Origin of the sequence: Alcanivorax profundi (genome assembly GCF_003597125.1) — a bacterium.
GTDB lineage: Bacteria > Pseudomonadota > Gammaproteobacteria > Pseudomonadales > Alcanivoracaceae > Alcanivorax > Alcanivorax profundi.
The window spans coordinates 1100758-1121843 of sequence record NZ_QYYA01000001.1 but is presented as its reverse complement, the minus strand read 5'-3'; the positions used below and the strand labels follow the sequence as shown (position 1 = coordinate 1121843).

Annotated in this window: 21 protein-coding genes and 2 tRNA genes; 14 read left to right on the top strand and 9 right to left on the bottom strand. The window is 57.2% G+C overall.

Annotated elements, in window-relative coordinates:
* The 4 genes from D4A39_RS05220 to D4A39_RS05205 all read left to right on the top strand — a co-directional run bounded on the left by D4A39_RS05220 (position 1) and on the right by D4A39_RS05205 (position 3304).
* Positions 1-849, top strand: coding sequence for an HvfB family MNIO-type RiPP peptide maturase (locus D4A39_RS05220; RefSeq protein ID WP_022986663.1), 849 nt, complete (start codon positions 1-3; stop codon positions 847-849).
* Complete coding sequence (locus D4A39_RS05215) at positions 846-1613, top strand: HvfC family RiPP maturation protein (RefSeq protein WP_119917614.1); 768 nt, start codon at positions 846-848, stop codon at positions 1611-1613. Before D4A39_RS05220 ends, D4A39_RS05215 begins: the two co-directional genes overlap by 4 nt.
* A gap of 143 nt (positions 1614-1756) precedes the next feature.
* On the top strand, positions 1757-2410 hold the full coding sequence (locus tag D4A39_RS05210; protein WP_119917613.1) for an HvfX family Cu-binding RiPP maturation protein: 654 nt from the start codon (positions 1757-1759) through the stop codon (positions 2408-2410).
* Positions 2411-2500: 90 nt separating this feature from the next.
* A complete protein-coding gene (locus D4A39_RS05205) occupies positions 2501-3304 on the top strand; it encodes an MlaA family lipoprotein (protein ID WP_119917612.1) in 804 nt (267 codons plus the stop codon).
* 151 nt (positions 3305-3455) lie between these two features.
* On the opposite strand, the gene D4A39_RS05200 is transcribed toward D4A39_RS05205, so the two are convergent.
* The 3 genes from D4A39_RS05200 to dusA all read right to left on the bottom strand — a co-directional run bounded on the left by D4A39_RS05200 (position 3456) and on the right by dusA (position 6116).
* Complete coding sequence (locus D4A39_RS05200; RefSeq protein WP_119917611.1) at positions 3456-3902, bottom strand: tellurite resistance TerB family protein; 447 nt, start codon at positions 3900-3902, stop codon at positions 3456-3458.
* Between the two features lie 9 nt (positions 3903-3911).
* Entirely contained in the window at positions 3912-4847 is a 936-nt protein-coding gene (locus tag D4A39_RS05195; protein ID WP_022986658.1) for a transaldolase, read from the bottom strand.
* Between the two features lie 285 nt (positions 4848-5132).
* On the bottom strand, positions 5133-6116 hold the full coding sequence (gene dusA, locus D4A39_RS05190; protein ID WP_022986657.1) for a tRNA dihydrouridine(20/20a) synthase DusA: 984 nt from the start codon (positions 6114-6116) through the stop codon (positions 5133-5135).
* Between the two features lie 163 nt (positions 6117-6279).
* On the opposite strand from dusA, the gene D4A39_RS05185 reads away from it, so the two are divergent.
* Both D4A39_RS05185 and D4A39_RS05180 read left to right on the top strand, forming a co-directional pair.
* Positions 6280-7761 (top strand): SulP family inorganic anion transporter, encoded by a 1482-nt coding sequence (locus D4A39_RS05185; protein ID WP_119917610.1) that lies wholly within the window; start codon positions 6280-6282, stop codon positions 7759-7761.
* Between the two features lie 14 nt (positions 7762-7775).
* On the top strand, positions 7776-8612 hold the full coding sequence (locus tag D4A39_RS05180; protein WP_119917609.1) for a universal stress protein: 837 nt from the start codon (positions 7776-7778) through the stop codon (positions 8610-8612).
* A gap of 105 nt (positions 8613-8717) precedes the next feature.
* Here D4A39_RS05180 and D4A39_RS05175 read toward each other — a convergent pair whose 3' ends face one another.
* A complete protein-coding gene (locus D4A39_RS05175) occupies positions 8718-9251 on the bottom strand; it encodes a DUF4399 domain-containing protein (protein ID WP_022986654.1) in 534 nt (177 codons plus the stop codon).
* 181 nt (positions 9252-9432) lie between these two features.
* Between D4A39_RS05175 and gltX the strand changes: the two genes are divergently transcribed.
* The 3 genes from gltX to D4A39_RS05160 all read left to right on the top strand — a co-directional run bounded on the left by gltX (position 9433) and on the right by D4A39_RS05160 (position 11389).
* Positions 9433-10917 (top strand): glutamate--tRNA ligase, encoded by a 1485-nt coding sequence (gltX, locus tag D4A39_RS05170; RefSeq protein WP_022986653.1) that lies wholly within the window; start codon positions 9433-9435, stop codon positions 10915-10917.
* Between the two features lie 315 nt (positions 10918-11232).
* Positions 11233-11308 (top strand) — tRNA-Ala (locus tag D4A39_RS05165).
* 5 nt (positions 11309-11313) lie between these two features.
* Positions 11314-11389: transfer RNA gene (locus D4A39_RS05160), tRNA-Glu, on the top strand.
* Between the two features lie 122 nt (positions 11390-11511).
* Here D4A39_RS05160 and D4A39_RS05155 read toward each other — a convergent pair.
* Entirely contained in the window at positions 11512-12210 is a 699-nt protein-coding gene (locus tag D4A39_RS05155) for an RES family NAD+ phosphorylase (protein WP_022986651.1), read from the bottom strand.
* Positions 12201-12608: an MbcA/ParS/Xre antitoxin family protein gene (locus tag D4A39_RS05150; RefSeq protein ID WP_022986650.1), complete on the bottom strand. Its 408-nt coding sequence runs from the start codon at positions 12606-12608 to the stop codon at positions 12201-12203. The genes D4A39_RS05155 and D4A39_RS05150 overlap by 10 nt, the downstream gene beginning before the upstream one ends.
* Before the next feature lie 172 nt (positions 12609-12780).
* Here D4A39_RS05150 and D4A39_RS05145 point away from each other — a divergent pair, with 172 nt between their 5' ends.
* On the top strand, positions 12781-13830 hold the full coding sequence (locus D4A39_RS05145) for an amidohydrolase family protein (RefSeq protein WP_022986649.1): 1050 nt from the start codon (positions 12781-12783) through the stop codon (positions 13828-13830).
* 12 nt (positions 13831-13842) lie between these two features.
* Here the strand turns inward: D4A39_RS05145 and D4A39_RS05140 are convergent, their stop codons facing one another.
* The 3 genes from D4A39_RS05140 to gltA form a co-directional block, all read right to left on the bottom strand.
* A complete protein-coding gene (locus D4A39_RS05140) occupies positions 13843-14721 on the bottom strand; it encodes an NAD(P)-dependent oxidoreductase (RefSeq protein ID WP_022986648.1) in 879 nt (292 codons plus the stop codon).
* Positions 14718-15821, bottom strand: a complete 1104-nt coding sequence (locus D4A39_RS05135) for an SMP-30/gluconolactonase/LRE family protein (protein WP_022986647.1) — start codon at positions 15819-15821, stop codon at positions 14718-14720. Before D4A39_RS05135 ends, D4A39_RS05140 begins: the two co-directional genes overlap by 4 nt.
* 163 nt (positions 15822-15984) lie before the next feature.
* A complete protein-coding gene (gene gltA, locus D4A39_RS05130) occupies positions 15985-17268 on the bottom strand; it encodes a citrate synthase (protein WP_022986646.1) in 1284 nt (427 codons plus the stop codon).
* A gap of 476 nt (positions 17269-17744) precedes the next feature.
* On the opposite strand from gltA, the gene sdhC reads away from it, so the two are divergent.
* Genes sdhC through D4A39_RS05110 form a run of 4 tightly spaced genes read left to right on the top strand, consistent with a single transcriptional unit; the run spans position 17745 to position 20994 of the window.
* Positions 17745-18119: a succinate dehydrogenase, cytochrome b556 subunit gene (gene sdhC, locus D4A39_RS05125; protein WP_022986645.1), complete on the top strand. Its 375-nt coding sequence runs from the start codon at positions 17745-17747 to the stop codon at positions 18117-18119.
* Positions 18113-18484 carry a succinate dehydrogenase, hydrophobic membrane anchor protein gene (sdhD, locus tag D4A39_RS05120; RefSeq protein ID WP_022986644.1) on the top strand — a complete coding sequence of 124 codons (372 nt, stop codon included), beginning with the start codon at positions 18113-18115 and terminating at the stop codon, positions 18482-18484. Before sdhC ends, sdhD begins: the two co-directional genes overlap by 7 nt.
* A 3-nt stretch (positions 18485-18487) precedes the next feature.
* Positions 18488-20263: a succinate dehydrogenase flavoprotein subunit gene (gene sdhA / locus D4A39_RS05115; protein WP_022986643.1), complete on the top strand. Its 1776-nt coding sequence runs from the start codon at positions 18488-18490 to the stop codon at positions 20261-20263.
* Positions 20264-20277: 14 nt separating this feature from the next.
* Positions 20278-20994 carry a succinate dehydrogenase iron-sulfur subunit gene (locus D4A39_RS05110; protein WP_022986642.1) on the top strand — a complete coding sequence of 239 codons (717 nt, stop codon included), beginning with the start codon at positions 20278-20280 and terminating at the stop codon, positions 20992-20994.
* Positions 20995-21086: the final 92 nt, after the last annotated feature.

Below are 21086 nucleotides of genomic sequence, written 5' to 3'. Positions count from 1 at the left end.
ATGATGAACCACAAGACACCAGTCTCCGGCGTGGGCCTGGGTCTTCGGCGGGCCCTGATGGGCCCGCTATCCCAAGCCGTATCTCCGCCGATTGATTTCATGGAAGTGGCACCGGAAAACTGGATTCCCATGGGGGGCCGGTTGGGTAAGGAATTCCGCAAGTTTACCGAGCGTTTTCCCTTTGTAACCCATGGCTTGAGTTTGTCGCTTGGCGGTCCGGAACCTCTCGATTTTGATCTGTTGACCTCCATTAAGACGTTTCTTCGCGAACACGATATTCGCCGTTATACCGAGCACCTGAGCTATTGCAGTGATCATGGTCATCTCTACGACCTGATGCCCATCCCCTTCACAGAAGAGGCCGTGCATTATGTGGCCGATCGCGTGCGTCAGGTGCAGGACTTTCTCGAGCAGCCCATCGGAATTGAGCATGTCAGTTACTACGCGGCACCGGGTGCTCAAATGTCAGAGCTGGAGTTCGTGAATGCTGTGTTGGAAGAGGCGGACTGTGAGCTTTTGCTGGATGTCAACAACGCCTATGTGAACAGTATCAATCATGGTTATGACCCGAAAAACTTTATTAGTGGTTTGCCTGGTGAGCGTATTTGCTATGTGCACATCGCAGGGCACTTTGATGAAGCCGATGATCTGAAAGTGGATACCCATGGTTCAGCTGTTATTGATCCGGTATGGGCATTGCTGGAGCATGCTTACCGGGAGTTTGGTGTACTCCCTACCTTGTTGGAAAGGGATTTCAACTTTCCAGGTGAAGATGAGTTGTTTGGCGAGCTAAAAGAGATCGCTCGCCATCAGAAACGGCATGCTACCAGGGAGCGTAAACTGGGATGAGTGACGCTGATTTCCAGCGCCTTCAGCGCGTCTTCGCCGATCACCTGCGTAACCCGGATACCCGCCCCGCGCCTGAGGGTCTTGAAGAGCGGCGTCTGGATATCTACCGCAATCTGTTTTTCAACAATGTTAACGGGTTTATCCAGCAGGGTTTTCCTGTCTTGTTTTCGTTACTGAGTCCTGGCCGGTGGCAGAGATTGGTGCGGGGTTTCTTTGAATCGCATGCGTGTAAAACCCCCTATTTTGTAGAAATTCCCCAAGAATTTGTCAGTTACCTCGCTACAGGGGCAGGGGATGAAGAGGGAGATCCGCCTTTCCTGCTTGAGCTGGCACATTACGAATGGATGGAGCTGGTTCTGGATGCGTCGACAGAATCGTTTCCCGAAGAAGGAATCCAGCCTGAGGGCGATTTGCTTCGCGCAATTCCGAGACTCAGTCCACTCCATGCCGTACTGTCTTATCACTTTCCCGTCCACAAAATCTGTACCGAGTTCCAGCCCGACCGACCTTTGCCGCAGCCTGTGTGGTTACTGATTTACCGTAATCGTGAAGATCAGGTGCGATTTATGGAGATAAATGCACCTACTGCCAGATTGTTGCAACTCATCGCTGAAAATCCTGCGCTGACAGGAATCGAAGTGGTGGGCCAGCTTGCAGGGGAAATGCAGTTTGACGAAGACAAACTGGCAGAATTTTCTCACGGCATTCTGCAACAAATGCGCGAACGCGACATCCTTATAGGGACAACACTGAAAAGCTGTTAAGGGGCTTTTCCATAGCACCTTGTTTCAGCCTAAACGCCCTTTTCGCTGTGCCATAGTACCGTGTGATTTTCAGGTCTGTTGTGATTTGACTGTTCATGCCTGCATGGCTCGTGAAAACGTATTATTCCTGATGGAGAGCCCCTATGCTTGCCCTGATGAAAAAAATTCATTACGCCCTGAATACTGCACGCATAGCAGATTTTCTTGCGCCTTTGGCGCTGCGCCTTTTTCTGGCACCGGTAATGATCAGTGCCGGGTATAACAAGGCCGTGAGCTTCGACAGCACCGTTGCCTGGTTTGCCAACCCTGACTGGGGATTGGGATTGCCTTTTCCAGCGCTGTTGGCCTTCCTGGCTACCGCTACGGAGTTGGTGGGTGGCTTGCTGCTCCTGATCGGGCTGCTGACCCGTTATGTATCCATCCCGCTCATGTTCACTATGGTGGTAGCGATGGCCACAGTCCATTGGCCGCATGGCTGGTTTGCTATCGCGCCGGGTAACCCTGCTACCAGCACGGCCCTGCCGTTGGCGAAGTTAGGCATCCCTGCCGCACAGGCGAGTCTTGAGAACAGTGAAGAGGTGGGAAAACGACTAAGCCGTGCCAGGCAGATTCTGAGAGAGAATGGTAATTATGAATGGCTGACAGAGAAGGGCGGTCTGGTGATTCTCAACAATGGTATCGAATTCGCCATGACCTACTTCATTATGCTGCTGGTATTGTTCTTCCAGGGCGCAGGCCGATTTTTGAGTGTGGATTACTGGATTGAGCGCCGGCTGGCTCCCGGAGTGAATGTGTAAAACCTGTCAGAGTTGCGTAACCCCGGGCGGGTTTCCCTGTTCCCGGGATAGACAGGGCCGCTATAATGCGGCGTTTGAATTGATTTCCGGATGGCTAAGCCTCCGGTTACCGGGGTGTTTGTGCGCTACCTGCTACTAACAATACTGCTGAGCCTGCCAGTGCTGGTGACAGCGGAAGAAGAGGATGACTGGGGTGAGGCCACTACGGCGTTTGACGCGCCGGCGGGGCAGAACCAGTACGCCGACCCTTGGGAGAACATGAACCGCAAGGTATTCGCGTTCAATGAGTTTCTCGATACCTACGGCTTGAAACCTGTAGCAAAGGGGTACCAGAAAGCCACCCCGCAGTGGATGGACGATACCATCACCCGCTTTTACGAGAATCTGCGGGACTTTCGCAGCGGCCTTAACAGCGTGCTGCAATGGCGCTGGAATCATGTCGGTCAAAACTGGGGCCGTTTCGCGGTCAATAGTACCCTGGGTATTGGTGGGCTGTTCGATGTGGCCAGCAAGGTGAACCTGCGAAAGCATGACACGGATCTGGGGCTGACGTTTGCGCGTTGGGGTATTCCTGAAGGCCCCTATCTGGTACTTCCTTTCTTCGGGCCTTCTACTGGCAGGGATGCGGCAGCCATCTGGCCAGAGGATTACATGCGGCTCAGACACTATATTGATCATGACCTCACCCGGCACAGTTTCACCGCCGTTTATGTGGTTGATCTCAGGGCCGATTTACTGGATCTGGAACGTACTATCGTCGGTGATCGCTACACTTTCATCCGCAACGCTTACCTGCAGCGCCGCCGCTTCGAATCCGGCGACCGACCCTCCCTGCGTTTCCCGGACATTGAGCAACGGGATTTGGAGCTGGAAAGTGAGTATGAGGAGTGGTGAGGCATAGTTGACAGTTGATAGTGGACAGTTAACAGCGCGCGGCATGCGCCCGCGTGTTTTAAAACGATTGAGGCCGCGGCCTTGGGTGGGCGCGGCCTCAATCGTTTAAACAATCAGAAACGCTGTTCGCGCAGCTGTCAACTGTCCACTATCAACTGTCAACTGAAGAAATTGCCTTCATCTTCGCCCGAATATAGTCCCCATGGGACACATAAAGCAGGTCGCTGACGCGGCGGATGAGGTGTTCTTCGTGGACGTCCACGTGGCCGTCGGCGGCGGCCATGGCCCACATGTCTTCTACCAGGGCAACACGGGTTTCCGGGTCCCAGTGTTCTCGCAGGGGCAGGGTGAATTCAAACAGGTCTGTGGCCTGATCTACACGGGTTTCCAGCTCGCCAAGGATGTCGTTCATTTCCGCCGGGTCCAGTTGCCAGCGGCTTTGCACTGCCTCTACCAGGCGTGCACTTTCCTCAGCGTCGACCTTGCCGTCGGTGCGTGCCACTTCCAGTAGTAGCGCAGCGGCTGCCCGGTGCAGGTCATGCTCGGTGGTTTGCGGTGTCTGGGCGTCAGTACCAAACAGTCGATTCAGCCAGTTCAAACCGTTTCCTTATGTCAGCAGTGTTTCCAGGGCTTGCTGATCTTTGGCAAAACGGCGAATACCGTCCGCCAGAAGATCACAGGCCATGGGATCGTCGTTCATTTGCCAGCGGAAGGCGGGCTCGTTGACCGGGGTCCAGTCGCTTTCCGGTGCAACCAGTTCCGCATCCAGTACCTGAGTCAGAGTGCCATCGCGGCTGGCAAGTTCCTCCAGCAGCGCCGGGCTGATGGTGAGCTTGTCGCAACCGGCAAGGGCTTCGATCTGGTCGGCGGTGCGGAAGCTGGCGCCCATGACGATGGTTTCCAGCCCCCGGGCCTTGAAGGTGCGGTAAATTTCTCGCACGGACTGGACGCCCGGGTCGTCGTCTGCGGTGGCGATATCCATACCGCTTTTGCGGTACCAGTCGTAGATACGGCCGACAAACGGGGAAATCAGTGTGGCGCCGGCTTCCGCGGCTGCCAGTGCCTGCGCCTGATTGAAGACCAGGGTGACGTTGCAGCGTGTGCCTTCCTCTTCAAGGATTCGCACGGCCTGTATGCCTTCCCAGGTGGCCGCGATCTTGATCAGGATACGAGAGGGGTCCACATCCAGTTCCCGGTAAATGCTCATCAACCGGCGGGCTTTTTCTACGGTGGCTCGAGTATCGAATGACAGGCGTGCATCCACTTCGGTGGAGACCAGGCCGGGAACGCGCTCCAGGATGGCCTGACCCGCGAGGCAAGCACAGATATCTGTTAGCCAGTCCATTTCGCCTTTATGGCCGAGTTCTTCGCAGAGGGTTGCGGCCTGTTCCAGCAGGCCACGGTATCGTTCGTCTTTAGCGGCAGCCAGCAGCAGGGAAGGGTTGGTGGTGGCATCTTCGGGGGCCAGAGCGGCAATCATGTCGAGGTCGCCAGTATCTGCCACCAGAGAGGTCCATTGGGCAAGCTGTTCGCGTTTGTTCACGGTTTCCGTTCCTTGTGGTGTCATGCCCGGCACAGTACAGGTTCGTCATGACAGAATGCTGATTTGTCGTGCCCCGAAAGGGGCTGAGTTGAAAGTTTAAAGTTCAAAAGCGCGGTATCGATCAATGCAAGACGTGAATCGACGGAGCCGCGATTCACGTTGATTTCAGCGCGGAACTCCAGAGCTTCAGTGGCTGCTCGGCCTTTGCCTCGCGTTTCAACTTTAAACTTTCAACTGATCTCCGCGCCTGGCAATCAATTCGGCGCGACAATCGATGACTACAGGCTAAGGCAGTTGCGCCAAAGCGTCCATTAGCACTTGTGGGGTAGTGCCGGGTTTGTGCATGTTCTCGCTCAGGTGACGCCGGAACTTGCGCGCACCGGGCTCCCCCTGAAACAGGTTGAGGATATGGCGCAGGGCATGTTTGGGCGCATGGCCCAGGGCGTAACGGCGCTCGAGATAGGGCAGGAACTGCTCGGCGACTTCACGACGGCTGGGGACAGGGCGCGCATCGCCAAATACCACCTGGTCGGCATCGGCCAGGAAATACGGGTTCTGGTAGGCCTCGCGCCCAATCATGACACCGTCCACTTCGCCCATGTGATCATGAACTTCCTGCAGGGTTTTCACTCCGCCGTTAAGGATGATCTCCATGTGTGCAAATGCCTGCTTGATTGCGTAGGCACGCTGGTAAATGAGTGGGGGAATCTCGCGGTTTTCCTTGGGCGAAAGTCCGGAGAGTATGGCCTTGCGGGCATGAATGGTGAGGCTGGTGCAGCCGGCCCGCTCAATCTGCTCCACAAATCGGAACAGGAAGTCGTAATCGTCCTGGTCGTCGATGCCGATGCGGGTCTTTACCGTGACCGGTACGGAAACGACAGCCTGCATGGTTTCCACGCATTCACCCACCAGCTCAGGTTCGGCCATGAGGATGGCGCCGATCTTGCCCTGTTGAACCCGATCTGACGGGCAACCCACGTTCAGATTAATCTCGTTGTAGCCATACTGCTCGCTGATGCGGGCGGCTTCAGCCAGTTGCCGCGGGTCACTGCCGCCCAGCTGCAGCGCGACCGGGTGCTCTTCATCATTGAATGACAGGAAACGGTCACGGTCACCATGCAGGATGGCCTGAGCCACCACCATTTCGGTGTAAAGCAGGGTATGCCGGGTGATCAGGCGTGCCAGATAGCGATAATCCCGGGTGGTCCAGTCCATCATGGGGGCCACGCTGAGGCGGCGGTCCAGGGGCTGTGGGGCGGCGTCTGTCATCAACGGCTATCGGTCGGCGAAACGGGGACGCATTGTCGCATGTTGGGGGCGTTTCGCGTAGACCTGCCGATGGCCTGCCTGTTGCGCAGGGGGCCGATCTGCTAGACTCCGCGCCCTTTCCGGGCCCGATTTGGGCCGCTTTCCAGCTTAACAGGGTTTGTCGATGATTCGTTCTATCCAGCAGGAATGGTTCAGCAACCTCCGCGGAGATTTGCTGGCCGGTACCGTGGTGGCGCTGGCGCTGATTCCGGAGGCGATCGCGTTCTCCATCATTGCCGGTGTAGACCCCAAAGTGGGGTTGTATGCCTCTTTCTGTATCGCCGTGGTGACCGCCTTTGCCGGTGGGCGACCCGGGATGATCTCTGCGGCGACTGGCGCCATGGCGCTGGTGATGGTGACGCTGGTGAAAGATCACGGTCTCCAGTACTTGCTGGCGGCTACGGTGTTGACTGGTGGGTTACAGGTTATTGCCGGTTTTCTCAAGCTTGGCAACCTGATGCGATTCGTGTCGCGCTCGGTGGTGACGGGGTTTGTGAACGCCCTGGCTATCCTGATCTTCATGGCTCAGCTGCCCGAACTGGAAGGGGTGACCTGGCACGTGTATGTCATGGTGGCGGCGGGCCTTGGCATCATTTATCTGCTGCCACTGCTGACCACCGCAGTGCCGTCACCGCTGATCTGTATCATCGTGATCACCGGGGTGGCCATGTTCCTGGGGCTGGATGTCCCTACCGTGGGCGACAAGGGTGAGCTGCCGGACAGCCTGCCGATTTTCCTGTTGCCCGACATTCCGCTGAATCTGGAAACGCTGAAAATCATCCTCCCGTACTCCCTGGCCCTGGCGGTGGTTGGTCTGCTGGAGTCCATGATGACGGCCACGATTGTGGATGACCTGACCGATACCGAGAGTGACAAGAATCGCGAATGTAAGGGGCAGGGTATTGCCAATATCGTCTCCGGTTTTCTGGGCGGCATGGCCGGTTGCGCCATGATTGGCCAGTCGGTGATTAATGTGAAATCCGGAGGGCGCAAGCGGCTCTCGACCCTGTTTGCCGGTTGCTTTCTGTTGGTGCTGGTGGTGTTTCTCGGCAAGTGGGTCTCGCAGATTCCCATGGCTGCGTTGGTGGCGGTGATGGTAATGGTCTCCATCGGCACTTTCAGCTGGGAGTCCATCACCAATATTGCCAAGCATCCGCCCAGCAGCACGATCGTGATGCTGGCCACCGTGACCGCCACCGTTGCGACCCATAACCTGGCCATCGGTGTGGGTATCGGTGTTGTGCTCAGCGCGCTGTTCTATGCCAATAAGGTGGGCCGTATTTTCTATGTGAAAGCCACGCAACATGCGGATGATGGCCACCGCATGTATGAGGTGGTGGGGCAGGTGTTTTTCACCTCTGCGGACCAGTTCGTGAAGTCCTTTGATTTCAAGGAAGCCATTGATAAGGTCACCATTGATGTCCACCGCGCCCATTTCTGGGACATTACTGCCATTGGTGCACTGGACAAGGTGGTGATCAAATTCCGCCGCGAAGGGACCGAGGTCGACATTACCGGTTTGAACGAAGCCAGCGCCACGCTGGTGGACAAGTTCGGCGTACACGACAAGCCGGCAGAAGTTGAAAAACTGATGGGCGGCCACTGAGCCAGGGAGAGGACATGACTAACGTAATAGCCTGCATCGATGGCTCAACCGCGTCTGCCACGGTCTGCGACTATGCTGCCTGGGCGGCCCAGCGGCTGGATGCTCCCCTGGACCTGCTGCATGTACTGGATCATTCCCGCTACCCGGTAACCGCCGACTACAGTGGCAATCTTGCACTGGGTGGCCGCGAGCATCTGTTGCAGGAACTGGCGGATCTGGATGCTCAGCGTAACCGCCTGGCGCTTGAGCAGGGCAAGGTAATGCTCGAGGCTGCGCATGCCCGGGTGGTGGCCGCCGGCGCGAGCGAACCGTCAAGCCGTCAGCGCCATGGTGATCTGGTGGATACGCTGGTGGAACTGGAAGACGGCATGCGCCTGCTGGTGATTGGCAAGCAAGGCGAAGAGCATAACGGCGTTGGGGCCCAGGTGGGGGACAATGTGGAGCGGGTGATTCGTGCGGTTCGTCGCCCGATCCTGGTGACCACGGGGGAGTTTTCCCCTCCGCAGACGATCATGCTGGCTTATGACGGCAGCGAGACCACCCGCAAGGGCGTCACCATGCTGGCCAACAGCCCGATGTTCAAAGGGCTGGATTGTCACCTGGTGTCAGTGGGGAAATCCGAAGACTTGCAATGGGCATCAGACAAACTGAGTGACTCAGGGCATCAGGTTACCCGTGCACAACTGGAAGGCGAGGTCGAGCCGGCATTGCATGCCTATCAGCAAAGCCACAACGTAGATCTGGTGGTGATGGGAGCCTATGGCCACTCTCGCATTCGTGAATTCTTTGTTGGCAGCACTACCAACAAGATGATTCGAGAGGCGAAGGTGCCACATTTGTTGCTGCGTTAACGGGAGGCTCCGGGTTTTGGCGTTCCAGACCAAGCCTGGACAGTGAGGATTCAGACGCATTGGCAAGATTGAAAAGGGCCTCAAGTGAGGCCCTTTTCAGGTTGTTCATTCCACCGTAATGGTGATTTCCCGGGACATTACTGCTGGATCATGGGGAATATGGCGCCAGTCACCCAACAGCAGTTGCAGAGTGTGCTCGCCGGGTTCCAGCTCCAGTGTTGTGGACGTCTGGCCTTTGCCGAAATGCACGACGTGCTCGGTGGCGGGCAGAGGCATGTCCATGGCGGGCTTTTCATCCAGATCGATCAGCAGATGATGGTGGCCACTGTTTTCCTGATCGGTGCCGGCGGGCGCAACGTCCATGCCTTCCAGGCCGAATTCAACCGTGACCGGACTGCTGACGGTGGCACCATCCTCGGGGGAGACGAAGAAAACCCTGGCGCCTTCCGGTGCCGTGCTGCGGGTAATGCCGCTAGCCTTGGGCGCCTCTGCCTCGTGTGCTGCATGTTGTTCGGGAGCAGCGGGTGCGGCAGCTTTGTTGTCTTCCCTGGCGGGCTCGGGTTGTTCGGAGCAGGCCTGCAGCAGAGTAGCGCTGGCTACCAAAGCGACCAGAACAGAACGTTGGAAAGGGATACGCATGGTCTTTTCCTTGATGACGTTGAATCCAGTGAATGGCTTGTTGTCGACAGGCAGACGTCGCAACAACGTTAACGGGAATCATTAAACTGTCACAACCATATCAGAAACCCGCCGTGCCTTGTCTATATGGTGCGTGTTTAGACAGGTATAATCCGCGCCAGTTTGCCTTATTGGAGTCCGCATGACTGTTCGCACCCGCGTTGCCCCGTCGCCCACCGGCGATCCTCACGTCGGCACCGCCTACATTGCCCTGTTCAATCGCTGCTTTGCCCAACAGCACGGTGGCCAGTTCATTCTGCGTATCGAAGATACCGATCAGACACGCTCCACCGCGGAGTCCGAGCAGATGATTCTCGATTCGCTCAAGTGGCTGGGGCTGACCTGGGACGAAGGCCCGGATGTGGGCGGCCCCCACGGTCCGTACCGCCAGAGCGAGCGCAAGGGCATGTATCGCGAGTATGCCGAGACGCTGATCGAGAAGGGGCATGCGTTCAAGTGCTATCGCACCAGTGAAGAGCTGGATGTGTTGCGCGCTGAGCTGAAAGAAAAAGGCGAGAACCGGGCGCTGAAACCGCAGGATCTGGAATTGCCTGCCGACGAGCAGGCCAAACGCGAGGCGCAGGGTGCGCCCTACGTGATCCGCATGCGCGTACCGGTGGACGGCCGCTGCGAGATCGAGGATATGTTGCGCGGTACGGTGGAACTGGATTGGGCCCTGGTGGATGCGCAGATCCTGCTCAAGTCCGATGGCATGCCTACCTATCATCTGGCCAATATCGTCGATGATCACCTGATGGAAATCACTCACGTGATCCGTGGTGAAGAGTGGCTCAACTCCGCCCCCAAACACAAACTGTTGTACCAGTACTTTGGTTGGGATATGCCGGTGCTGTGCCATATGCCGCTGCTGCGGAATCCGGATAAGTCCAAGCTCAGCAAACGCAAGAACCCCACCAGCATCCTGTTCTATCAGCGCATGGGCTATCTGCCGGAAGCGCTGGTGAATTACCTCGGCCGCATGGGATGGTCCATGCCGGATGAGAGCGAGAAGTTTTCACTGGCGCAAATGCAGGACGCCTTTGATATTCAGCGGGTGTCTCTGGGTGGTCCGGTATTCGATGTGGAAAAACTGAGCTGGCTCAACGGCCAGTGGCTGCGCGATCAGAGTGATGAGCAGTTTCTGGATTCCCTGCTGAGTTGGGCATACAACCGCGATTACGCCATGAAGATCATTCCCCACCTGCGTCAGCGTGTAGAGACGCTGTCCGAAGTGGCGGACAAGGCGGCATTCTGTTTCAACGGTATGCCGGCCATTAGCGAGGCGAGCTTCGAACACAAACAGTACACCGCGGATGACATGAAAGTGTGGCTGCAATATCTGCTGTGGACCTATGAAGCGCGCAGTGACTGGCAGCGTGATGGCCTGTTTGCGGACGCAAAGGCCATCGCCGATGCACTCGAGGTGAAGATCAAGGACTTCCTGTTCCCGGTATTCATTGCCATAGCGGGCACCAGTGCCAGCTTCTCGGTGGTGGATTCCATGGAGATCATTGGCTCCGATGTGAGTCGCGCGCGCTTGCGTAATGCCATCGAGGTGTTGGGCGGGGTGTCCAAGAAGCAGATGAAGAAGCTGGAGAAGGCGTACCGGGACCTGCCGGTGGGTTGAGGCTTGACGGTAGGAGCGTCGCTGGCGGCGCGATCACCATAGTGGCGAGTTGCGAGAAGCGAGTTTCGAAGAGCAAAAACGTATTTCTCGCGGAAAGGTTTTCGTAACTCGCTGCTGAGGTTGGGCTATCGCGCCGCCAGCGACGCTGCTACGGCTGAGGTGGTGAATTTCGCCCAGTTTTTCAGCAGCTTGCCCAGAATGTAGCCAAACGGACTTCATTCTGAAAAAAACCACTTGATGTCGCTTGACAGGTTGGGGGTGGCCGGTAGAATACGCCGCACCAACCGGGACGCATCGTGTTCCATTGGTGACTCTGGGGCTATAGCTCAGCTGGGAGAGCGCAACACTGGCAGTGTTGAGGTCAGCGGTTCGATCCCGCTTAGCTCCACCAAACACGTCCCCTTCGTCTAGTGGCCCAGGACACCGCCCTTTCACGGCGGTAACAGGGGTTCGACTCCCCTAGGGGACGCCACATAAAGAAGCCTCACTCGAAAGAGTGGGGCTTTTTTATTGGGTTGTTGCCAGCCTCTCTCTTGTCATGCCTGCCTCACCTGGAAATCCCTGGAGCCTGCTTTCTGTCATGTGGGGGCGGGTTCAGGTGCCGATAAAGCGGCGGATGGTGAGCACATGAGAGATGCGTTCGCCATCCCAGATGTACTCGTAATGCTGGCTGGGGATAACAGATTCAATCATCCGGGGGCTGAACAAGGCGTGACAACGGTTGCCCGGGGCTCGCACGGATTCATAGTGAATGCCCGCCTCCTGTTCGCTGATCACCTGCTCCCCCAGGGCTCGGGCTGCCTGGTAATCATTGGGGGCATGCCATTCGGGGTGGCGGCTGGCAGGGGTGATATCCACCAGGGTGGCGGAAAATTGCGTGGTCAGACCGCGCATGACAATGCGGTCGTACTTGAGACCATCCACATTACGGAAGTAGCGTTCCTGGTGATAGCGTGTCTCGGCGATGGCCGTGGCCATCTTGTCGGCGCAATAGAACACCCCATGGGTTCCACTGGAAAACCGTGAGCCTTCCGGGTTGATGTGCACAAAGGGCCCCAGTGCGTAGTTGCAGCCAGGAATTCCCCAGGGCCGCTGTTCGGCGGGGACCCGATTCAGGTCGCCAATCTCATGTTGTAAACGGGGGTTGGTGAGCGCCTGAACCGCATAGAGAGCGTCAAAATCTGCCTGGTCGGCCACATCATCGAAAATGTGGATCGGCGGGTATTTGCCGTTCACCAGACGATAGGCTGTGTGCTTGCGAAACGCCAGGCGGGGCAGGTTGGCTAACCCCATTGGCCGCCCCGCAGGCTGTCCAGTTGTCGATGGACTTCATACAGGGCAGCGACAGTCCCTGCGCTCATGATGTCCATGGGGCTGGCGCCATTGAAAAACGGATTATGGTTAGCCATGCGCACAAAGCCGTAGACGTTTTCCTTGTTGCCAAACAGGGTACGCAGAGCCTGGTGGATATTGAGCAGGTAACTGAGACGTTCCAGCAAATCCTGGCTGACTCGGGCGCTGTCAGGCTGACTCTGGTACTTGTGCAGGGTCGAGCGGCCTACGCCAAGTAACGCCATCTTTTCCTTTTCCGTGCATTGCCAATGCCCCAGCAGCGTGAGTACCGCACGCAGGGCGGCGTGACGGGCGTGATCGTCCAGCGGTTGTGGGCGAGGTTGTGTGGCGGTTTGCATGGTCTCTCCGCTAGCGTCAGGAGGATTAATGATGTCCATATTGGGATAAATGGAATTAAATGTCCACAAATAGACGTTGTGTAAAATGTTGTCTGTCACCGGGATCGGTGTCGAACTCCTGACGGGCTGGGCGGTCTTTTGAAATCAAGTGAATCAGAAAAGGATTGCAGGAATGCCGGAATCGCCCCTGCGCTGGCTTGCTCATGGTGTGATGGTGACGTTGTTGAGCCTGAATGTTGCCTGTGCCAGTCAGGCGGAAAATCGTTACCACTTGTCCTTTGTGGATGCTCATCTGCACTACGTGGATTTCATGCAGGACAGTGAGGGGACAGAGGCACTGATCTCGGCGATGGACCGCGCCAGCGTAGAGCAGGTCTGGTTATTTGGGTTGCCGGTCATGAAGAAGTGGCAGGCGGATGCTCCCCGCAAGCCGCGCTATTACCTGGGGGATGAGTCCCCGCTGTATTACTACAGCGCTACCGATGACATTGTTGCCCAGGCCATTACCGGTCTTGAGCCTGAGCAACGTCAGCGAATCAAACCGTTTATTAGTGGTTTCAATCCCACGGATTTGCATGCTGCAGGGCAGATTGAGGCGTTGATCGAGCGCTATCCAGGGATGTGGTTTGGCATCGGTGAGGTTCTTACCCGCCATGACCAGCTGACTGCGCTGACCGAGGGCGAGACGCCACGTGCCAACCACCCGGCCCTGATGCAGGTGTATGAGGTGGCGGCAGAGTACGGCCTGCCAGTGTTGCTACACAGCAACCTCACCTCCCTGCGGGAGGAGACGCCGATTTATCTGCAGGAGCTGGAAGAGGCGCTGGAAGGGAACCCTGACACCCGTTTCGTGCTGGCTCATGCGGGTACCAGTGGCGGAGTGGAGGACAAGCAGCCGCCATTGAAAACGCTGGTTCCCATTCTTGAGGCGTTACTGGCGCGCTATGACAACCTGTATGTGGACTTGTCCTGGAGTGTGAAGGATCACTATGTGCTCGACGATGGCAAGGCGGATCCTGACTGGGTCGCGCTGATCGAGCAATATCCGGGCAGGTTTACGCTTGGCAGTGACCTTGTCGGGCATTTTGACAGCCTTTCGAGACAAATGAAGAGCTATCTGCCTTTGCTGAATGCGCTGCCCGAAAACGTGGCACGGCGGCTTGCCAGCGAGAATGCCAAGGCCCTTGTGCCCGAAAAGGGGGCAGAAAAACAGGTCAACTAAGGTGCGATCCGGTCATTCGTCTCGTGTCAGGCGGCGGAGCAGGGCGGACGTGTCCCAGCGCCCGCCTCCCATGGCCTGGAGCTCCCGATAGAAATCGTTGACCTGGGATGTCACTGGCAGAGGGGTGCCGTTGCGAGCGGCTTCTTGCAGGCAGATATCCAGGTCCTTGCGCATCCAGTCAACCGCGAAACCGTGGTCGAACTCGTCGTCAATCATTGTTTGGTGACGATGGATCATTTGCCAGGATGAGGCCGCGCCCTGGCTGATGGTCTCGAAGACCTTTTTCGCGTCCAGTCCGGCGTTGTTAGCAAAAGCCACGCCTTCAGACAGTGCCTGAACGAGCCCGGCAACACAGATCTGATTCACCATTTTGGTAAGCTGCCCGCTGCCGGCGGGGCCCAGCAGGTTGCAGGCTTTGGCGTAGTGCTCAAGCACGGGCAGGGCGCGCTGGTAAATGGCAGGGTTGCCGCCGCACATGATGGAGAGTTGTCCGTTTTCGGCGCCCTGTTGGCCTCCGGAAACCGGGGCATCGATGAAATGCGCATCGCGGTCCTGGCAAGCCTGTGACAGCTCCCGTGCCATGGCGGCGCTGGCGGTGGTGTGGTCGATCAGAATGGCGTCAGGCTTGAGGGTCTGCAGCGCGCCTTCAGGCCCCAGGGTCACCTGTCGCAGGTCATCGTCGTTGCCAACGCAGACAAAGACCAGGTCAGCGCCGTCCGCCGCCGCAGCAGGGTTATCTGCCGTCAACCCCGGGTGTTGCTGTTGCCATCGGGTTGCCCGGCTTGCTGTGCGGTTGTACACCGTCATGGCGAGGCCTGCGTTGGCTAGGTGTCCGGCCATGGGAAAACCCATGGTGCCAAGGCCGATAAAGGCGGCGCGTAACGAGTTCATTGGGCGCCTCCCTGGGGGGCTGGCGTCGTTTCAGGCGTCTGCGGCAGGACATAAGCCGCAAAGGCGGATGCGGTCAGGCTGCCCAGATAGAGGGTGTTGCCAACCTGTTCGACGCTGGTAATCGGGGCGAAAGCTTCAGGGGCATTGTGCTGCAGGTTGTGGGTCACCTGGCCTTGTTCGTTGAGGCCCAGTACGAAGGCATGATGGGCTGGCTGTGGTTGCAGGAACTCGGGCAGTCTGAAGGCCACTTTGCGCAGCAGGGGTTTGTCGGACATGCTGTCGAGCATGGCATTGCGCGGGCTGAACAGGGCAACCCAGAAGGTACCATTGCCGTTGGCAGAAATGCCGTCGGGGATGCCCGGCAAGTTATCGAAGAAAATATCATGGGTGCCGGCCTTGTCGCCCTTGAGCCAGTACCGGATCACGCTGTAGTTGCCGGTTTCGGTGACCAGTACGAAGTCTTCGTTTTGAGAGAGGGCTACACCATTGGCGAACTGCAGGCCATCCAGCAGGACGTCGGTGGTGCCAGTAGCGGGATCGTAGCGCAGAAAGCGGCCGTGGCCGCCGTGCTCCAGTACGTCGTCACGGGCTTTCATAGCTGGGCCAAACTTGCTGGAGGCGTCGGTGAAATAGGCGATGCCGTTGCTGTCCACGTCCACATCATCGGTAAAGCCAAAGTCGATACCCTCAGCACGTTGGCTGAGCGCTTTGATGGCTCCGCTGGGGGCGATACTGAGCAGACCCTTGTAACCATCGGCTACGATGAGGTTGCCAGCGGGGTCAAAGTCCAGACCCAGTGGCCGGCCTTTGGTGTCGGCTATCAGGTCGGGGTGTTTGCCATCCGGGTCAAAGCGGACAATGCGTCCGTCGTCATAGCCAACATAAAAATAGCCGTTGTCATCAATGGCTACATCCTCCGGGCCGATACCTTCCCCCTGGCCAAATTGAGACACGTTGGCGAGCTTGTCGTTGACGGCATAGGGCCCTTCCAATGCCGGCGCCTGCGGCGCTTGCCAGGCCACCGGTTCAATGGGAACGGGCCAGAACAGCAAGTAAGCGGCGATGACGGCGATCACGACGAGCGCAGTAATTTTTTTCATAATTAGCCAGCAGATTGTTGAGGGAAGCAAGGATGCTTGCATGCAGACAGCAGGCAGGCAAATGCATAGTGTGAATTTTTGTGGATTCGCTGTGAGAGGGGGCGGAGAAATGACTACAAAAAAACCGCCCGAAGGCGGTTTTTTTGTAGTCGGCAGCAAGCGTTTATTTGCGCTCGTTGACCGGTACGAACGGACGCTCGGCTTCGCCGGTGTACAGCTGGCGCGGACGGCCAATCTTGTACGGGTTGGAGATCATCTCGTTCCAGTGTGCAATCCAGCCCACGGTACGGGACAGGGCGAAGATTACGGTGAACATGGAGGTCGGGATACCGATGGCTTTGAGGATGATGCCAGAGTAGAAATCCACGTTCGGGAACAGCTTCTTCTCCTTGAAGTAGGGGTCGCTCAGGGCGATCTCTTCCAGCTTCATGGCGAGTTCCAGCTGCGGGTCGTTTACGCCCAGCTCGGCCAGTACTTCGTGGCAGGATTCACGCATTACCGTGGCGCGCGGATCATAGTTTTTGTAAACGCGGTGACCGAAGCCCATCAGCTTGAACGGATCGCTCTTGTCCTTGGCCTTGGCAATGTACGTCTCGATGTTATCGATGGAGCCGATCTCATCCAGCATATTCAGTACAGCTTCGTTGGCGCCACCGTGTGCCGGGCCCCACAGGGCAGAGATGCCTGCAGCGATACAGGCGAACGGGTTGGCACCGGAGGAACCGGCCAGACGGACGGTAGAGGTGGACGCGTTCTGCTCGTGATCGGCGTGAAGGATGAAGATGCGGTCCATGGCCTTGGCCAGGGTCGGGCTGATCTTGGACTCTTCGCAGGGGTTGCCGAACATCATGTGCAGGAAGTTTTCTGCGTAACCCAGATCATTGCGCGGGTACATGAAAGGCTGGCCCAGAGCGTACTTGTAGCACATGGCCGCGATGGTGGGCATCTTGGCGATCAGGCGGTACGCGGTGATTTCACGATGCTGCGGGTTATTGATGTCCAGGGAGTCGTGGTAGAAGGCGGACAGGGCGCCAACCACGCCACACATGATGGCCATCGGGTGCGCATCACGGCGGAAGCCGTTGAAGAAGTTGCGGATCTGCTCGTGAACCATGGTGTGGTTCTTCACCGTGCTGACGAACTCTTCTTTCTGTTCAGCGGAAGGCAGCTCACCGTAGAGCAGGGTGTAGCACACTTCCAGGTAATCGGATTTGCCTGCCAGCTCCTCGATGGAGTAGCCCCGATGCAGCAGCTTGCCTACTTCACCGTCGATGAAGGTGATTTTGGATTCGCAGGAAGCGGTGGAGGTAAAGCCAGGGTCAAAAGTGAAAACACCGTTGGCTACCAGGGAGGACACGTCGATAACGTCGCGGCCCAGGGTCGGGGAGTAGATGGGAAGGTCAAGGCCTTTGCCATCAACACTCAGAGTGGCTTTCTTCTCGGTCATGGGAATCTCTCCATTGGCGGACAGGGAACTTTCCTCTGTGAAGTCACAGAAAGACTTCGTCAGGCAGGGAAGGTCCTCCAAAGCGCGGTGGAAGGTAAAGTTTTGACACACCTTTGTCAACGCGAACCCGGGAACCGGCGGGTCAGACTTTTGTAGGGTAAACAGCGTGTTACGCAGATGTGACATTTATGCCTCACCGTGGTGCAGCATGAATGTTCACGCTCTCATGAGGTGCGTCTTTGTATATCAATGTCTTAGGTAAACGCGATTGTACCTGAATGGTGCGCAGCGTTTGTTTTGCGCTGGATGCGGCGATATACTGCCGCCCGGCAAATCACCGGTGGTGTTTTGCTGTGGGCCCACCCCGGCCCAGGCAGCTTGCTGAGATCAGAGTTATTGTTCTGATCTCAGCTACGCTACCAAGTTCCCGACAACCGCCCCGATCTGTGATGGGGCCCGGCTATAAGTAGGCTACCGTGAACGACAAGCGACCCGTTAACCTCGATCTGAGCACGATCAAGTTCCCGGTCACGGCTATAGCGTCCATTACCCACCGTGTTACCGGCGTTGCCATCTTTTTGGCATTGCCGATTCTGCTGTGGATGCTGGATCGCTCCCTGGCGTCTCCCGAGAGCTTTGCGGACCTGAAAGCATTGATGACCTCCCCGCTGGTGAAGCTGGTGGTATGGGCCATTCTGGCTGTATTGCTGTATCACCTGGTGGCAGGTATTCGCCACCTCATCATGGATACCGGCGTTGGTGAAACCCTCGAAGGCGGCCGTCGCGGCGCCAAGCTGGTGTTCATCATTTCTGCGGTATTGATTCTGCTGGTAGGAGGCTGGATATGGTAACCCCTGTAACGAGTCTGGGCCGTAATGGCCTGTACGACTGGCTCATCCAGCGAGTCTCAGCTGTCATTATTGGTGTTTATCTGATTGGCATGCTGGGCTATCTGATGGCTGCTGGTGAGCTGGATTACGGCAGCTGGAAGGAATTCATGGGCTCTGTTTGCATGCAGATTGCCAATACCTTGCTGGTAATTGCTGTTGCAGCACACACCTGGGTAGGTCTGTGGGGTGTCACCACCGACTACCTGACCAGCCTGACCTTTGGTAAAGCGGCTACCGCCGTGCGTTTGATTGCCCAGCTGGCAATTGCACTGGCGCTGATCGTTTACTTGCTGTGGGGTCTGGTTCTGATCTGGGGAGGGGCGTAATCCATGTCCATTCGCACTATTACATTTGACGCTATCGTCGTAGGTGGTGGTGGTGCCGGTATGCGCGCCTCACTGCAAATGGCCCAGTCCGGCTTCAAGACTGCGCTGATTTCCAAAGTATTCCCGACCCGTTCGCACACTGTATCCGCCCAGGGCGGTATCACCTGTGCGATCGCGTCTGCCGATCCCAACGATGATTGGCGCTGGCACATGTACGATACCGTTAAAGGTTCCGATTACATCGGTGACCAGGACGCTATCGAATACATGTGTAATGTCGGCCCGGAAGCGGTGTTCGAGCTGGATCATATGGGTCTGCCGTTCTCCCGTACCGAAGAAGGTCGTATCTACCAGCGCCCGTTTGGTGGTCAGTCCAAGAACTTCGGTGAAGGTGGTCAGGCTGCTCGTACCTGTGCTGCTGCTGACCGTACCGGTCACGCGCTGCTGCACACCCTGTATCAGCAGAACCTGAAGAACGGCACCCAGTTCTACAACGAGTGGTATGCCTCTGAACTGGTCAAGGACGATGAGGGTAATGTCTGTGGTGTGATCGCCATCGACATCGAGTCCGGTGAGACCGTGTTCTTCAAGGCCAAGGCCACCGTCTTTGCCACCGGTGGTTCCGGTCGTATCTACGCCTCTACCACCAATGCCTTGATCAACACCGGTGACGGCGTGGGCATGGCCCTGCGTGCTGGTCTGCCGGTGCAGGACATTGAAATGTGGCAGTTCCACCCGACCGGCATCGCTGGCGCCGGTGTGCTGGTAACCGAGGGTTGCCGGGGTGAGGGTGGCTACCTGATCAACAAGGACGGCGAGCGCTTCATGGAGCGTTACGCGCCGAACGCCAAAGATCTGGCGTCCCGTGACGTTGTTGCCCGTTCCATGATGATGGAAATTCTGGACGGTCGTGGTGCCGGCCCGGATGGTGATCACGTATTCCTGAAGCTGGATCACCTGGGTGAAGAAGTGCTGCACAGCCGCTTGCCGGGCATCTGTGAACTGGCCATTACCTTCGCACAGACCGATCCGGTGAAAGAGCCGATCCCGGTAGTACCAACCTGTCACTACATGATGGGTGGTATCCCCACCAACGTTCATGGTCAGGCCATCAAGCTGTCTGGCGGCCATGAAGGTGAAGACCAGTTTGTTAACGGTCTCTTCGCGGTCGGTGAAGTAGCTTGTGTATCGGTACACGGTGCGAACCGTCTCGGCGGTAACTCTTTGCTGGACCTGGTGGTGTTCGGGCGTGCGGCGGGTCTGTACATTGAAGACCAGCTCCGTCAGGGCATGACCCAGTACGAGCCCACGGATGCCAACATCGACGAAGCGATGGCCCGTTTGAATCGCTGGGAATCTTCTACCGGTGGGGAGTCTGTGCCCGCTCTGCGCAAAGAGCTGCAGAGCGTGATGCAGAACCACTTCGGTGTATTCCGCAAGGGTGATCTGATGGCGGAAGGTGTGGCCAAGCTGGCTGACCTGCGTAAGCGTATCGCAAACGCACACCTTGAAGACAAGAGCAAGCCGTTTAACACTGCGCGCATCGAAGCGTTGGAGTTGGACAACCTGCTGGAAGTGGCGGAAGCGACGGCCATTGCTGCCGAAGGTCGTACCGAGAGCCGTGGTGCCCATTCCCGTTACGACTACCCGGATCGTGACGATGAGAACTGGCTGTGCCACTCCATCTTCGACCCGACAGCCAAAAAGCTGGGCAAGCGTGACGTGAACTTCAAACCGAAGACGGTCGACACTTTCCAGCCCAAGGCTCGGACCTACTAACGGAGAGTACTACGATGAAAGTTAGTATCTATCGCTACAATCCGGAAACGGACCGCGAGCCGAGCATGAAGGAGTATGAGGTTGATACCCAGGGTAAAGACCTCATGGTGCTGGACATCCTGGCTCTGGTAAAAGAACAGGATCAGTCCCTGGCATACCGTCGCTCCTGTCGTGAGGGTGTATGTGGCTCTGACGGCATGAACATGAACGGCAAGAACGGCCTGGCCTGTATCACTCCGTTGTCCCAGGTGGCACCGGGTGTACTGGAAGGCAAGAAACCCCTGATCCTGCGCCCGCTGCCGGGTCTGCCGGTCATTCGTGACCTGGTGGTGGACATGGGCATGTTCTACAACCAGTACGAAAAGGTACAACCGTACCTGCAGAACAACACTCCGGCTCCGGCCATCGAGCGTCTGCAGTCTCCGGAAGAGCGTGCCAAGATCGACGGTCTGTATGAATGTATTCTGTGTGCTTGCTGTTCAACCAGCTGCCCGAGCTTCTGGTGGAATCCGGACAAGTTCCTGGGTCCGGCGGCGCTGTTGCAGAGCTACCGCTTCCTGGCGGACAGCCGCGACAATGCCACTGAAGAGCGTCTGTCCAAACTGGACGACCCCTTCAGCCTGTTCCGCTGTCACGGCATCATGAACTGTGTGAGTGTTTGCCCTAAAGGTCTTAACCCGACTCGGGCCATCGGTCATATCCGTTCCATGTTGCTGGAGCGGGGCATCTGACCCTGCAGAAAAAGGCGGCCGTCATGGCCGCCTTTTTTGTTTGTAAATGACGGCTTGGCGTTGAATTTCTCTGTCTATTCGACGTTTTGCCA

What these genes read in the sequence shown, in the direction of transcription:
- D4A39_RS05205 (WP_119917612.1), top strand. Translation starts at nt 2,501, where the DNA reads ATGGCTAAGCCTCCGGTTACCGGGGTGTTTGTGCGCTACCTGCTACTA.
- D4A39_RS05220 (WP_022986663.1), top strand. Translation starts at nt 1, where the DNA reads ATGATGAACCACAAGACACCAGTCTCCGGCGTGGGCCTGGGTCTTCGG.
- D4A39_RS05210 (WP_119917613.1), top strand. Translation starts at nt 1,757, where the DNA reads ATGCTTGCCCTGATGAAAAAAATTCATTACGCCCTGAATACTGCACGC.
- D4A39_RS05155 (WP_022986651.1), bottom strand. Translation starts at nt 12,210, where the DNA reads ATGGGGTTAGCCAACCTGCCCCGCCTGGCGTTTCGCAAGCACACAGCC.
- D4A39_RS05140 (WP_022986648.1), bottom strand. Translation starts at nt 14,721, where the DNA reads ATGAACTCGTTACGCGCCGCCTTTATCGGCCTTGGCACCATGGGTTTT.
- sdhD (WP_022986644.1), top strand. Translation starts at nt 18,113, where the DNA reads ATGGTAACCCCTGTAACGAGTCTGGGCCGTAATGGCCTGTACGACTGG.
- D4A39_RS05135 (WP_022986647.1), bottom strand. Translation starts at nt 15,821, where the DNA reads ATGAAAAAAATTACTGCGCTCGTCGTGATCGCCGTCATCGCCGCTTAC.
- gltA (WP_022986646.1), bottom strand. Translation starts at nt 17,268, where the DNA reads ATGACCGAGAAGAAAGCCACTCTGAGTGTTGATGGCAAAGGCCTTGAC.
- sdhA (WP_022986643.1), top strand. Translation starts at nt 18,488, where the DNA reads ATGTCCATTCGCACTATTACATTTGACGCTATCGTCGTAGGTGGTGGT.
- gltX (WP_022986653.1), top strand. Translation starts at nt 9,433, where the DNA reads ATGACTGTTCGCACCCGCGTTGCCCCGTCGCCCACCGGCGATCCTCAC.
- dusA (WP_022986657.1), bottom strand. Translation starts at nt 6,116, where the DNA reads ATGACAGACGCCGCCCCACAGCCCCTGGACCGCCGCCTCAGCGTGGCC.
- D4A39_RS05145 (WP_022986649.1), top strand. Translation starts at nt 12,781, where the DNA reads ATGCCGGAATCGCCCCTGCGCTGGCTTGCTCATGGTGTGATGGTGACG.
- D4A39_RS05150 (WP_022986650.1), bottom strand. Translation starts at nt 12,608, where the DNA reads ATGCAAACCGCCACACAACCTCGCCCACAACCGCTGGACGATCACGCC.
- D4A39_RS05110 (WP_022986642.1), top strand. Translation starts at nt 20,278, where the DNA reads ATGAAAGTTAGTATCTATCGCTACAATCCGGAAACGGACCGCGAGCCG.
- D4A39_RS05180 (WP_119917609.1), top strand. Translation starts at nt 7,776, where the DNA reads ATGACTAACGTAATAGCCTGCATCGATGGCTCAACCGCGTCTGCCACG.
- D4A39_RS05215 (WP_119917614.1), top strand. Translation starts at nt 846, where the DNA reads ATGAGTGACGCTGATTTCCAGCGCCTTCAGCGCGTCTTCGCCGATCAC.
- D4A39_RS05175 (WP_022986654.1), bottom strand. Translation starts at nt 9,251, where the DNA reads ATGCGTATCCCTTTCCAACGTTCTGTTCTGGTCGCTTTGGTAGCCAGC.
- D4A39_RS05185 (WP_119917610.1), top strand. Translation starts at nt 6,280, where the DNA reads ATGATTCGTTCTATCCAGCAGGAATGGTTCAGCAACCTCCGCGGAGAT.